The sequence below is a fragment of the Cyanobium sp. FACHB-13342 genome (assembly GCF_014697415.1).
Lineage (GTDB): Bacteria > Cyanobacteriota > Cyanobacteriia > PCC-6307 > Cyanobiaceae > Cyanobium_A.
The window spans coordinates 21,846-34,107 of record NZ_JACJRT010000008.1 but is presented as its reverse complement, the minus strand read 5'-3'; the positions used below and the strand labels follow the sequence as shown (position 1 = coordinate 34,107).

General features: G+C 66.2%; 13 protein-coding genes. 5 read left to right on the top strand and 8 right to left on the bottom strand.

The features are described 5' to 3' along the window. Positions 1-155: 155 nt before the first annotated feature. Entirely contained in the window at positions 156-548 is a 393-nt protein-coding gene (locus H6G16_RS05570) for a hypothetical protein (RefSeq protein ID WP_190389329.1), read from the top strand. A 68-nt stretch (positions 549-616) separates the two neighbouring features. On the opposite strand, the gene H6G16_RS05565 is transcribed toward H6G16_RS05570, so the two are convergent. Together H6G16_RS05565 and H6G16_RS05560 are read right to left on the bottom strand one after the other, a co-directional pair. Continuing rightward, entirely contained in the window at positions 617-1,381 is a 765-nt protein-coding gene (locus H6G16_RS05565; protein ID WP_347238803.1) for a 16S rRNA (uracil(1498)-N(3))-methyltransferase, read from the bottom strand. Positions 1,382-1,388: 7 nt separating this feature from the next. After that, complete coding sequence (locus tag H6G16_RS05560) at positions 1,389-1,868, bottom strand: DUF3531 family protein (protein WP_190389721.1); 480 nt, start codon at positions 1,866-1,868, stop codon at positions 1,389-1,391. Between the two features lie 60 nt (positions 1,869-1,928). On the opposite strand from H6G16_RS05560, the gene H6G16_RS05555 reads away from it, so the two are divergent. Together H6G16_RS05555 and hslO are read left to right on the top strand one after the other, a co-directional pair. Then, positions 1,929-2,591: an ABC transporter ATP-binding protein gene (locus H6G16_RS05555; RefSeq protein ID WP_190389328.1), complete on the top strand. Its 663-nt coding sequence runs from the start codon at positions 1,929-1,931 to the stop codon at positions 2,589-2,591. Continuing rightward, positions 2,588-3,505: an Hsp33 family molecular chaperone HslO gene (gene hslO / locus H6G16_RS05550; RefSeq protein ID WP_190389327.1), complete on the top strand. Its 918-nt coding sequence runs from the start codon at positions 2,588-2,590 to the stop codon at positions 3,503-3,505. Before H6G16_RS05555 ends, hslO begins: the two co-directional genes overlap by 4 nt. A gap of 19 nt (positions 3,506-3,524) precedes the next feature. On the opposite strand, the gene H6G16_RS05545 is transcribed toward hslO, so the two are convergent. The 5 genes from H6G16_RS05545 to H6G16_RS05525 all read right to left on the bottom strand — a co-directional run bounded on the left by H6G16_RS05545 (position 3,525) and on the right by H6G16_RS05525 (position 8,438). After that, positions 3,525-4,202: a CPP1-like family protein gene (locus H6G16_RS05545; protein ID WP_190389326.1), complete on the bottom strand. Its 678-nt coding sequence runs from the start codon at positions 4,200-4,202 to the stop codon at positions 3,525-3,527. A gap of 93 nt (positions 4,203-4,295) precedes the next feature. Continuing rightward, the gene (locus tag H6G16_RS05540) at positions 4,296-4,535 is read right to left on the bottom strand and encodes a hypothetical protein (protein ID WP_190389325.1); all 240 of its coding nucleotides are present in this window, start codon (positions 4,533-4,535) and stop codon (positions 4,296-4,298) included. 57 nt (positions 4,536-4,592) lie between these two features. Further along, positions 4,593-6,242 (bottom strand): peptide chain release factor 3, encoded by a 1,650-nt coding sequence (locus H6G16_RS05535; RefSeq protein ID WP_190389324.1) that lies wholly within the window; start codon positions 6,240-6,242, stop codon positions 4,593-4,595. A 27-nt stretch (positions 6,243-6,269) separates the two neighbouring features. After that, a complete protein-coding gene (locus tag H6G16_RS05530) occupies positions 6,270-7,313 on the bottom strand; it encodes a hypothetical protein (RefSeq protein ID WP_190389323.1) in 1,044 nt (347 codons plus the stop codon). A 33-nt stretch (positions 7,314-7,346) separates the two neighbouring features. After that, positions 7,347-8,438, bottom strand: a complete 1,092-nt coding sequence (locus tag H6G16_RS05525) for a hypothetical protein (RefSeq protein ID WP_190389322.1) — start codon at positions 8,436-8,438, stop codon at positions 7,347-7,349. A 271-nt stretch (positions 8,439-8,709) separates the two neighbouring features. Here H6G16_RS05525 and H6G16_RS05520 point away from each other — a divergent pair, with 271 nt between their 5' ends. Then, positions 8,710-9,051: a DoxX family protein gene (locus H6G16_RS05520; RefSeq protein ID WP_242036219.1), complete on the top strand. Its 342-nt coding sequence runs from the start codon at positions 8,710-8,712 to the stop codon at positions 9,049-9,051. Here the strand turns inward: H6G16_RS05520 and H6G16_RS05515 are convergent. Next, positions 9,048-9,737 carry a class I SAM-dependent methyltransferase gene (locus H6G16_RS05515; RefSeq protein WP_190389320.1) on the bottom strand — a complete coding sequence of 230 codons (690 nt, stop codon included), beginning with the start codon at positions 9,735-9,737 and terminating at the stop codon, positions 9,048-9,050. The genes H6G16_RS05520 and H6G16_RS05515 overlap by 4 nt on opposite strands. 128 nt (positions 9,738-9,865) lie before the next feature. Between H6G16_RS05515 and nrdJ the strand changes: the two genes are divergently transcribed. Then, the gene (gene nrdJ, locus H6G16_RS05510) at positions 9,866-12,253 is read left to right on the top strand and encodes a ribonucleoside-triphosphate reductase, adenosylcobalamin-dependent (RefSeq protein ID WP_190389319.1); all 2,388 of its coding nucleotides are present in this window, start codon (positions 9,866-9,868) and stop codon (positions 12,251-12,253) included. Positions 12,254-12,262: the final 9 nt, after the last annotated feature.

The following is a 12,262-nucleotide window of genomic DNA, read 5'->3' as shown; positions in this document are numbered from 1 at the left end:
TGAGCACGGAAGGGCTGAGCACCGGGGCGGAGAGGAGCACGAATGGGCGGGTTGATTCGGTGCGGGGGCGCCATCAAAGTGTGTTGCACAGCGCGACGGCCCAGCCGCCCGGGCAAGCGGGCAGCGGATAATCGCCTTACGACGCTGCTGCCGTGATGGTGTTCAACCGCAAGGCCTCCTTTTTTCTGGACCTGGGCAGCGAGGGCGCCACGCCGGCCACGGTGACCATCGCCGAAGCCAAGCCGGCCAAGGCCGACGCGAAGCCAACCGCCTCCAACCCAGGCGAGGCCAAGGCGGCCGTCGCCAAGCCAGTCGAGACCGCAGCCAGCACCCAGCCCCTGCCGGGCAACGCAGCGGCCAGCCCCACCACCGCCGAGGCCATCGCCGCCGAACTGCGGGCGGCCCAGGAGGCCCTGCCCCCCCCGAGCCTGGCCACCTTCGCTCCCGACTGCCTCAACCCCGCCAACGCCCTGCGCAGCCGTCGCCGCCTGGCCGGCGCCAACCTGGCCGGCTTCAAGGAGATGGCCTCAGGCATGTTCCGCAACTGAACGCCCAGGCCCCAGCAACGCCGCCAAGCACCTAGCCCCCTACCCAGCCAACTGCTCACGCCAACAGCTCACGCCAACTGTTCACGCCAATGGCTGAGCAGTGCCGCGGCGGTGACCGCGGCCGTGCTGGAACGGAGAATCGTTGCCCCCAGGCTCACGGGCTGCCAGCCGTGCTCCAGGGCCAGGGCCTCCTCCGCCGGACTCCAGCCGCCCTCAGGCCCGATGGCCACGGTGACGCCGGCCCGCAGGCGCTCCGGATCGGCAGCCAGGTTGGCCAGCGCCTCCAGCAGCAGGGGAGTGCCGCTGCGGCGGGTGGTGGCCAGCAGACCCCGCCCCGGGCCAGACGGCGGCGTTTTCGCCAAAAGCGCCAGGGCTTGCTCGGCCGCGGCCAGCTGGGGCTGCCACAGGCGCTCGCACTGCTCCAGCGCCTCCCGCAGGATGGTGGCCCCACGCTCCGGCTTGAGGGGTTCAGGCCCGACGCTGCGCTCGGCCTGCAGCGGCGTGAACCGATCGATCCCCAGTTCAACCACCATCCGCAGCAGCACGTCCCCATCACGGCGTGGCAGGGCCACCGCCAGCTCCAGGGGCGGAGCTGGCGCCGGCGCCTGCTCCAGCGGGGCCGCCAGGGGCTGCTCGAGCTCGGCCCGATCGGCCTGACGCAGGACCGCGCTCCAGAGCTGACCCACCCCATCCACCACGGCAAAGCGATCGCCGGGCCGCAGCCGCAGCACCCGGCCCAGGTAGTGGGCCTCCTGCCGCTCCAGCGGCAGCGCCCCACCGCTCGCCGCCAGCCGCCCGGGAGGAATCAACAGCCGCCGTAGTTCCCGCACCACCGGGGGCCTAGTCGTCCTCGGGGTCGCCCGAGTCGAGGCCATCGAGACCGGCAAACATCGCCTCGGGCTGGTCTTCGATCGGCCAGTCGTCGTTGAGCCCGCCGATCAGCAGCTCCTCCAGTTCGAGCACGTCGTTGTTGAGCTGCCCGAGGGCATTGATCAGCACATCGAGGGCAAAGGCATCACTGGTACCCAGGTCCACCCAGCAGCGGGCCCAGTTGTCCTGGTATTCCATCGGGCCCATGTTGTGCATCAGGGCCGGCAGGGCCGCCGCCGCACTGTCGTGGTTGTAGGCAATCCAGCCCAGCTCCGCCCCCTCCTCATGGGCCTGGAGATTTTCGGCGTTGAAGCCGCCCAGCTTGCCGAGGAAAAACCAGCTGTCAAAGGTGGTTTCCAGGTACCCCCGCTCACCCGCCCCAACCGGGTGGGGGAAGCGCATCCAGATCCAGCAGTTGAAGGGGTTGAATTCGCGGAAGCGCACCTCCATGACGACGGGGCAACAGGAAACGGTGCCCCCATCAAACTCGCCCGCCGGCATGCTGGAGCCATGCTCGAGCTCCGCAACGTCAGCTACCACCCGGCCACGGCGGCCCAACCGGTGCTGCGTGACGTCAGCCTGACCGTGCCGGCTGGCCGCGTCGCCCTGGTGGCCGGCCGCAGCGGCAGCGGCAAAACCACCCTGCTGGACGTGATCAGCGGCCTGGCCGAACCCAGCAGCGGCACCGTGCTCTGGGAGGGCCAACCGCTCAACGGCCGCCAGCGTCGCTGGCTGTGCGGGCTGGTGTTCCAGTTCCCGGAGCGCCATTTCCTCGGCCTCAGCGTGGGCCAGGAGCTGAAGCTGGGGCACCGGCGGCTCACCGCCGACCAGGCCCAGGAGGTGCTCACCCTGGTGGGGCTGGAGGGCCTGTCGCTGCAGCAGGCGCCGGAGCAGCTCAGCGGGGGCCAACAGCGGCGGCTGGCCCTGGCGGTGCAGCTGCTGCGCAACCCCCGGGTGCTGCTGCTGGATGAGCCCACCGCCGGCCTGGACTGGGCCGTGCGGGGCGAGATCCTGGAGCTGCTGGCCGCCCTGGCCCAGGAGCGGGCGGTGCTGGTGGTGACCCACGAACCCGACCTGTTCCGGGGCGTCAGCAACGACGGCTGGCGCCTCGAGCAGGGCGTGCTCCAGCAGCCAATCCTTACGATGCCTTCACCCCAGGACGGAGAGCCTTGAGCGACCAGCTGCTGCGGGCCACGGCCGCCGGAGGCGGCATCCGTCTGGTGGCCGTCAGCACCAGCCACACCAGCCGCTGCGCCCGGGAGCGCCACGGCCTCTCCTTCCTCACCAGCGCCCTGCTGGGGCGCGCCATGACGGCCGGCTTGCTGCTGGCCAGCTCCATGAAGGTGGCCCACGGCCGGGTCAACCTGCGCATCCAGTCGGATGGGCCGCTTCGGGGGCTGATGGTGGATGCGGGCCGGGATGGCACGGTGCGCGGCTACGTGGGCCATCCAGCCCTGGAACTCGATCCCGTCACCGGACCGGACGGCCTGTCCCAGTTCGACTTCCGCACCGCCACCGGCACGGGCTACCTGCACGTGGTGCGCGACCTGGGAGAAGGGGAACCGTTCAGCTCGACGGTGGAGCTGGTGAGCGGTGGCATTGGCGACGACCTGGCCTCCTACCTGCTCCACTCCGAGCAGACCCCCTCGGCGGTGTTTGTGGGGGAGCAGATCGACAGCAGCGGCGTGCGCTGCAGCGGTGGCGTGCTGGTGCAGGTGCTGCCCAAGGCCGCCCGCGAGCCGGCGCTGGTGGCCCTGCTGGAGGCCCGCTGCCGGGAGGTGCAGCACTTCAGCCAGCGGCTGGCGGAGTGCGAGGGCCACCTGCACAGCCTGCTCGAAGACATCTTTCCCGACCTCGACCCCCAGCCCCTCGACGATGCCGCCGCCTGCACGCCGGTGCGCTTCCAGTGCCGCTGCAACCGCGAGCGCAGCGTCGGAGCGCTGAAATTGCTGGGGCGCGATGAGCTCAGCGCCATGCTGGCTGAGGACGGCCAGGCCGAGCTCACCTGCCACTTCTGCAGTGCGGCCTACATCGTGGAAGCGGCGGAACTGGCCGGGTTGATTGACGAACTGGCGCCCGTGGCCTGAACGGGGTGCGGACCACCGCTCAACCGAGCAGCAGGGCCCCCAGCAACAGCAACAGCAAAGCCGGCAGGCTCTGCACCTGCAGGGGGGAGAGGGGCAGCCCCAGGGGGAGGGAACTGGAGAGGGCTCCCGTGAGGATCGCCCCCAGCAGCAGGCCCAGGCACAGCAGGGCAAAGCCCCAGCCCACCGCCGCCAGGAAGCGGCGATGGCGCCACTGGAGGTTGATTACCGCCATGGCGGTGGCCAGGGCCAATACGAGGTCGGGGGGGAAGCCGGGGGCCAGCAGCAGCACCAACAACAGCACGCCCGAGGTGGCGAGCGGGAACCACAGCTCTCGGCCCGTCGCCAGGGCCAGGCCCGGCAGGGAGAGCTGGGGGGCGGCCACCCGGGGCAACTGGAGCTGGGGCAGGGAGGGCACCGCCAGGCGGGGCGGCGGCGGCGCCAGTTGTTCGCGCTGGGAGGCCGTCTTGGCTGCGCTGCTGACCCTTCCCTGCTGGCGCTCCTTGAGTCGCTCCATCAACACCGCGTCGTAGGCCGCCTCGATCCGGGAGCGGGCCATGGTGTCGTCCCCCACCTCCTCGAGCCGGGCGAGCTTGGCGGCCTGCACCTCATCGAAGCTGGCATCGGCCGCAACGCCCAGCCGTTCATAGGGGCCGGAGGGCTCGGCCGCCGGAGCGGGCTGATCGGAGCGTTGGGTCATGAGAAGCCGGGAGGCGGCACCAGGGACATCAGCGGAGGAGATCCGCTGGGTGAAGCCAGGGGAATTCCCTGACTGGAGCGTATCGAGGACCGGCTAAAAAAGGGGCTCACTGGAGCGAAAGCCCGCCTCTTGTTGCAGGCGGCGGCGACAGTGTTCGGCCTCCTCGGCCCCGAGACGCTTGCGGTGCTTCAGCAGGGGGAGCTGGGGGGGCAGATGGCTGCCTTCCCGCATCTCCACCGTGATGGCGCCAATGGGTCCCTGGGCGGGCAGGAAACTCACGTAATCGCAGCCCCCGTCCGGGCGGGGACGCACCAGCCAGAGAGGCTTCGGCATCGCTGTGATGGTTCGTTACGTCCCAGTCTGGCGCGCCCGGGCCGCTGGCGTGGCTCACTAGAGGCTGATGGGCTCGACCCCGCTCACCACCGGTGCCACCGCACTGAGCTCCAGATCGGCATGGTCCTGGGCCAGCTGGCCCAGGTTCCAGTCGTTCTTGAACAGCAGCACCGGCCGGTCCCAGGCATCGCGCACCGTCTTGCAATTAAAGATGCGCCCCACCTGCTCCAGGGCCGGCCAGCCGCCCACCACCCAGCGGGCCACCGTGAAGCCGAGCGGCTCGAGCCGGGTCTGCACGCCGTATTCGTGTTCGAGCCGGTACTGCACCACCTCCAGCTGGAGCTGACCCACAGCCGCCAGGATCGGATCGCGCTTGCTCTGGTCGGTGTCGTACAGGATCTGCACGGCCCCCTCCTCCCGCAGTTCGTTCACCCCCTTGCGGAAGCTTTTGAAGGCCGAGGGGTTGGGATTGCGCAGCCAGGCAAAGATCTCCGGGCTGAAGCAGGGGATCCCCTCGTATTCCACCTTCGGGCCGAGATAGAGGGTGTCGCCGATGGCAAACATGCCGGGGTTGTTGAGGCCAATCACATCGCCGGGATAGGCGTCGTCCACCACCTCCCGGTCCTGACCAAACAGCTTCTGGGGGCGCGACAGCCGAATGGCCTTGCCGGTGCGGGCGTGCTGCACCGTCATGTCCTTCTCGAATTTGCCGGAGCACACCCGCACGAAAGCCACCCGGTCGCGGTGGCGGGGGTCCATGTTGGCCTGGAGCTTGAACACAAAACCGCTGAAGCCCGGCCGGATCGGATCGATCACCCCGGCACTGCTGGAGCGGGCCACGGGCTTCTGGGCCAATTCCAGGAAGGCATCGAGGAAGGGCCGCACCCCGAAGTTGGTCATGGCCGAACCAAAGAACACCGGGCTGAGCTCCCCGGCGTGCACCTGGTCCAGGTCGAGGTCGGCGCCGGCGCCCTCCAGCAACTCCAATTCCTCCAGGGCCAGGTCCAACAGCTCCGGCTCCACGGCTCCGGAGGCGCGGGCCTCGGCCACCGAGAGGCGCTTCTCCTCACTGGTACGTCCCCGTTCAGCCCGCTCAAACAGGATCAGATCGTGGCTGCGGCGGTCGATCACGCCGCGGAAGCGATCGCCGCTGCCGATGGGCCAGTTCACCGGCCAGCAGGCCAGGCCAAGTTGTTGCTCGATTTCATCCAGCAGCTCCAGGGGCTCCCGCCCGGGGCGATCCATCTTGTTGATGAAGGTGAAGATCGGGATGCGGCGCAGGCGGCACACCTCAAACAACTTGCGGGTCTGGGGTTCGAGGCCCTTGGCGGCATCTTCGAGCATCACCGCGTTGTCGGCGGCGGCCAGCGTCCGGTAGGTGTCTTCCGAAAAGTCCTGGTGGCCTGGGGTGTCCAGCAGGTTGATCGTGCTGCCGCTGTAGTCGAACTGCAGCACGGTGGAGGTGATCGAGATGCCCCGCTGCTTCTCCAGCTCCATCCAGTCGGAGGTCACCTTGCGCTGCTCCCCCTTGGCCTTCACCGCACCGGCCTGCTGGATCGCTCCCCCGTAGAGCAAGAGCTTCTCGGTGAGGGTGGTCTTGCCCGCATCCGGGTGGGAGATGATCGCGAAATTGCGGCGGCGGCCCACCGCCTCGGCCAGGGCCGCCAGTTCGGGAGGGGTGGTGCTGGCGGTGGTGCTGGTGGTCATCGGCCCAGCCTGCCAGGCAGGGTCAGCTCAGCAAAGCGGGGCAAAGAAAGATTCCTGACACAGCACGCCCGCAGACACGGGGGGGGCATCGGAGCGGGGCAACCGATCCCAGGGCACCAACCAGGCCGATGGGGGCGTTTGCCGAAGCAAGGCCTCCGTTTCCGGGGTGGACAACACCAACAGACGCCGATCCCGCAGGCGCAGGGTCTGCTTGAGCCAGGGCGTGAAAAAACGCTGCTGCAAGAGGCGCCGCTGGCTGCCATCCGCCATGGCGCGGGCTAGCCCGCGCTCCAGGGCCAATTTCAGACGCTGATTGTCGGGGTTGATGACAAACACAAAGGCATTGGGGTAGGCGATCAACAGATGGCGGTCAACCGTGACATTGCCATAGCCCAACTGGCCGGCCCTCGGCCCACATTCTTCTTCTAAATTGGCCAGACCGCGGGGTAGATAATCAACACGCTCCTGGTCCAATAAGTTCAGATAGGAGCGACCTGCGGTTTCATAGGTTGGCAGCCCACTGCCAACGAGCACGCGGACGTCGCTGAAACCGCGCGCCTGTACCGCCAAATAGGACTTGAGATCGGGAACTGATTTCACCGACTTGAAACGATCGCCATGCCGTACGTTGACGCAAGAGAAGCGCAAGCCAAGCAAGCCTCCGTCAACAGGAGTGGGGAGGCGGAGAACATCGGGCTTGAAGACGTCGATCGCACCAAACAGTCCAACGCTGAGCCCTGTGGGGTTGCCAGCAGACAGCCCCTTGGACGCGGCAATATGCTGAATGGAATCCTTGGTATCCATTACCGTCTCTCCATAACCCAAGGCATACTTTTCTCCGCTGCGCGACAAAACAAGCTTTAACATTAAAAAAGGCAGGGAGTTTTCATCATTCCAAGGACGCTGCAATAACACCACCGGCATCACATCATCCGGCAAGGCGCGTTGCTCATCGACCGTAAGCACAAGATCATCCTTGATGCTGGGACGATCTTGGAGTTTGGCGCGGATCAGCAGGCCTCCAAAACCCAAAGCCAACAAGGACAACCCAACTGAGAGCAGCTCGGGCAAGAGGTGAGATCGCTTCATGGACAGGCGAAAGGATCAGGAATACAAATTAGAGGGCAATATCTGATAGACCGAAACCATGGTCGCCAGCACATAGCTGGGCAATAAAACGGGGCGCAGATAGCGCAGCACTGATTCGGCCTGAGAAGAGAACACGCGATCCAACAACTCATCCGCGATCACAACATAAACGATGCCCACATAAATGATCACTTGAAATTGACCCGCAAAACCCGAAAGGGCAGAAGCCGGCAAGAGCTGGGCCAAATAGATGGAATTACCAGCCGCTGAAAACACCGCGCCAAGAATGAGATCATCACGGCTATCCCGAATGATCAGCGCAAGAATACAAAGCCCAATGGCCAGGAAATTCCCCAAGAAGCTAGACCAAAGCGCCAGTTCACTACGACGCCGAATCACAAGAGAAAGATCAACGACCGGCCTGGAAGAGACGTCATGACCACCCTCATCTGGCAGCCCAAGACGGCCCTTAAGACTCAGAGTGGAGACATCAATTCTCAGGGGCGAAATGCTCCAGTCGTAGAGGATGAAGTCAGGGTCGATATAGGATTGTGCCTTGTCCACCTTAAAGGCGATCCCCTCCACAAGGGGGTTTTCCAAGCCTATTTTGATCTGCAGGTGATGGCGATCCAACGGATAATCGTTTAACCGCCAAGGCATCGCCACTTGGCACCGCACCTTGTAGAGGCTCCAGCTGACTGCGCCCAGCTGACGCCGCTCCAGCAACTCGAAGCGATCGATATCATTGTTGCTGGGTGCATTGAGAACGGTGAGGCGATCACTGGGATTGGTTGCGGCGGAACCTGCCCAGCGGGTCCAGAGGAAAAACTCAGCCCCAAACTGATTCCCCAGCAGATTGATGTCATCAATCACGGTCAGATAGACACCCAGCTGCAACACCCCAGGAGCCAGAGGATCGCCCCCCCGCCCGAAGGGCTCCAATCTGGTGGGGGGTGCTGGGCTCGATTGGGCAGGGGCGGCAGCGGAGCTCCAACCCTGAAAGCCGCTGCCCCAAAACAGCGTCACCGCAAGCCCGAAAGCCACGAGAGCCGCCCAACGCCAGCGGTGACGCCTTGGCCGGCGTGGATCCAAAAAGCGCTCGACCACGCCAGGGCCTATCGAAACAACCCATGCTGCCTGCTCTGCAGCCAGGCGGCCATCTTGGGGAACAACCGAAAACAATGAAAATCAGCTCCAGGGAAGCTGATGATCAAAGCCCTCAATCAAAGCTCCGGTTACAAACCATGTGGAGCAGGAACGGTGCCATTGCACAGTGCTAGACAGCCGAAGACCAACCTAAAAACGATAGCGCTGACAAATCATGACCTCATCCGTATCATCATCCGTATCGTCATCATCGAGCTCTAGGCCTTCCCTGTTGAACCGCATCGCCAGGGTTCTTCTCTGCCTGGTCTTCATCAATGCGGTGATTGGAAAGTTCGGGGGCTTTGCCGATACGGCGGGCGCGATTGCGGCCAAGGGCCTGCCCTTGGCCCCTGCCTTGGTGGTGGCCTCCATGCTGCTGATGGCTGCGGGCTCTGCGTTGGTGATGAGCGGCTGGCGATCCCGCCTGGGAGCGGTGCTGCTGCTGATCTTTCTGATCCCCACAACCCTGCTGTTCCACGGCAACGCCGGCGATGGGGCAGAGCGGATTCAGTTGCTGAAAAATCTGTCGATCATGGCGGGGCTCCTGTTGGTCATCGAGCAAGACGACGCCTAACCCAGCCGGCCCCACACCTCCAGGTAGCGCTCCTGCCGCGGTGCCACCTGGAGACCGGCCAGGCAGGCGTGCTCGAGGGCCGAACGCTCCAATTGCTCCTGCACCTCCCGCACGCTGAAGGCCGCATGCAGGGAGGCGCGGTAGTCGTGGCGCAGCACCTCGGGCGCTCCCTGCGTCTGGGAGACCACCAGCGCCTCCAACGCCTCGGGACTGGCGGGACGCCGCAGGTCCTGGATGTACACAAAGGCCCCAGGGGCGCCCAGTTGGGCCACGGCCTGCCAGAGCGCCGCCGGATCATGCAGGTGGTGCAACAGGCTGTTGCTCACCACCGCCGTAAAACCGCTGGCCAGGGGTCCAGGGCTCTCCAGGGGCAGCACCGCCTGCTCAAAGCCCAGTCGCGCCGCCAGCTCCGGCGGCGCTCCCGCCAGGCGCTCCCGGGCCACGGCCAACATGCGGGGGGCGCCGTCCAGCCCAAGCACCGACGCTTCAGGCCAGCGGCGGCCTAGGCGGAAGGTGATGTTGCCGGGGCCGCAGCCCAGATCCACCAGCCGCAGGCCCGGATCGCCGCCGCAGAGGTGGGCAAGCCGCTCCACCATCGCCGCGTCGGAGGCCTCGAAATCGGCCGCGGCATAGGCCTCCACCTGGGCAGGCCCATCCATCAGCTCGGGCTCGGGAATCCGCTCCATCAGGCGCCTCAGCAGCAGCAACCAGTCTGCCCACCCCGCTCCAGGGCCCACTGTTGCTGGTGTCAACGGCTTCTTGCACACCCCACCGGTGGCGTTATGGTTCGGCTCACCCCAGGGCCGTACCGCCTGTGACCCTCTCCGCCACGCCCCCCTCCTCGATCAGCGAAGCCGCCGAAAAGGCTGCAGCTGAAAAGGCCTATGCCGCCGCCAGCGGCAGTCCGGCGGGCGAGGCCCTCGACTTCCCGGCCACGGCACCGGCCGCCAACCCGGTCTTCTACCGCACCTACAGCCGCAAAACCGAAACCGGCCGGGAGAGCTGGTTTCAGGTGGCCGAGCGCAACCTGGGCGGCCTGCGCCGCCTGGGCAACCTCAACGACGAGGAAGTGGCCCTGCTGCGCCGCATGCAGCAGCAGCAGAAGGCCCTGCCCTCCGGCCGCTGGCTGTGGATTGGCGGCACCGAGTGGATCGAGCGCAGCGAGAACTTTTCCGGCTCCTACAACTGCACCTCCACCAACCTGGTGGATTGGGAAGCCTTCGGGCTGATGATGGATCTGGCGATGATGGGCTGCGGCACGGGCGCCATCATTGAGCCCCACCTGATCAACCGCCTGCCGGCGGTGCGCAACCAGCTGACCATTACGGGCGTCACCGACATCGGCGCCACACCCGCAGGCCAGCGCCAGGAACACACCAGCCACACCATCGATGGCAACCGCGTGGCCATCAAGGTGGGCGACACCCGCCGCGGCTGGGTTGACAGCTACCAGCTGCTGCTCAACCTCTGCAGCGATGAGCGCTTCGACCCCGCCACCCCCATCGAAATCTCGGTGGATCTCTCCGACGTGCGGCCGGTGGGGGAAACCCTCAAGGGATTTGGCGGCATGGCCAACCCGGTGAAGCTCAAGGACCTCTACGGCCGCGTGGCCCAGATCCTCAACAGGGCCCAGGGCCGCCAGCTCACCTCGGTGGAGTGCTGCCTGCTGATCGATGAGGCTGCCGTCACCATCGTGGCCGGCAACATCCGCCGCAGCGCCGGCATGCGGCAGTTCAGCGCCGAGGACAACTCCGCCGCGGGAGCCAAGGAAAACCTCTGGCAACAGGACAGCGAGGGCAACTGGCGCATCGATCCCGAGCGCGATGCCCTGCGCATGGCCAACCACACCCGCGTCTTCCACAGCCGCCCCTCGCGGGAGACGGTGTTGGAAGCTGTGAACAAGCAATTCCAGAGCGGAGAGGGCGCCATCCAGTTCGCCCCCGAAGCCATTGCCCGCTCCAACGCCGACCTGCTGACCACCCCAGAGCTGCGCACGGAGTTCATCGGCATCTACTGCGACCAGGGCAGGGAGCAGGCTGGGATCTGGCTCACGACCCACCACCCGGAGATCGGTGCCGCCGAGCTGGAGCACCGCCTCGGCCGTTACGGCCTCAACCCCTGCGGCGAAATTCTCGGCGCCGACTTCCACTGCAACCTGGCCGAAATCCACCTCAACCAGATCGACCCCGCCGACTTGGTGGCCCAGGAGGAAGCCTTCCGGGCCGGTGGGCTCGCCGTGGCCTGCCTGCTCAACCATCGCTTTGAGGTGGAGCGCTACCGCCAGAGCCGGGCCTGGGATCCGATCGTGGGGGTGAGCTTCACCGGCCTGTTCGACTTCTTCGTTCACGCCTTCGGCACCCCCTGGCTGCAGTGGTGGGAAGCGGGCCGCCCCGAAACGGAAGCGGGCCTGGCCTTCAAGGCCCAGGAGGCCGAATTCCTCAGCCGCTGGAAAGAGATCGTCAACCAGTCGGTGTGGGACTACTGCGATCGCCACGGCCTGCGCCGCCCCAACCGCTGCACCACCGTGCAACCGGCAGGCACCAAGAGCCTGCTCACCGGCGCCTCCCCCGGCTGGCATCCCCCCAAGGCCCAGCGCTTCATCCGCCGCATCACCTTCCGCAAGAACGATCCGGTGGCCCTGGCCTGCATGGATTACGGCTACACGATCGTGCCCTCCCAATCCGACAAGGACGACCAGGGTCGCCTGCTCGACGATGCCTTTGATCCCCGCTGCACGGAGTGGCTGGTGGAGATCCCCACGGAAGTGAGCTGGGCCAACATCCCCGGCGCCGATCAGGTGGAGATCAACAACTTCTCAGCCCTGGCCCAGTTCGATTTCTACATGCAAGTGCAGAAGCACTACACGGCCCACAACACGTCCGCCACGGTCGAGTTTCGGGAGCATGAAATCGAACCGCTGGCCGAGGCCATCCACAAGGCCATCGACCAAGGCGAGGGCTACATCTCGGCGGCCCTGCTGGCCCGCTTTGATGCCAACGCCACATTCCCGCGGCTGCCGTTTGAGCCGATCGATGCGGCCACGTACCAGCGCCTCACCGCCGAAGTGGCCGAGCGACGCAGCACCACCTGCTTCTTTGAAGCGCTGCAGCGCTACGACCGCGGAGAACTGGTCGAAGCCGGCCCTGCGGGCTGTGACTCCGACAAGTGCCTGCTGCCTCTGGCCAAACCCAGCAACAACTGAGGGCCCCTA

What these genes read in the sequence shown, in the direction of transcription:
- H6G16_RS05535 (WP_190389324.1), bottom strand. Translation starts at nt 6,242, where the DNA reads ATGACCACCAGCACCACCGCCAGCACCACCCCTCCCGAACTGGCGGCC.
- H6G16_RS05555 (WP_190389328.1), top strand. Translation starts at nt 1,929, where the DNA reads ATGCTCGAGCTCCGCAACGTCAGCTACCACCCGGCCACGGCGGCCCAA.
- H6G16_RS05570 (WP_190389329.1), top strand. Translation starts at nt 156, where the DNA reads ATGGTGTTCAACCGCAAGGCCTCCTTTTTTCTGGACCTGGGCAGCGAG.
- H6G16_RS05515 (WP_190389320.1), bottom strand. Translation starts at nt 9,737, where the DNA reads ATGGAGCGGATTCCCGAGCCCGAGCTGATGGATGGGCCTGCCCAGGTG.
- H6G16_RS05560 (WP_190389721.1), bottom strand. Translation starts at nt 1,868, where the DNA reads ATGGAGGTGCGCTTCCGCGAATTCAACCCCTTCAACTGCTGGATCTGG.
- H6G16_RS05545 (WP_190389326.1), bottom strand. Translation starts at nt 4,202, where the DNA reads ATGACCCAACGCTCCGATCAGCCCGCTCCGGCGGCCGAGCCCTCCGGC.
- H6G16_RS05540 (WP_190389325.1), bottom strand. Translation starts at nt 4,535, where the DNA reads ATGCCGAAGCCTCTCTGGCTGGTGCGTCCCCGCCCGGACGGGGGCTGC.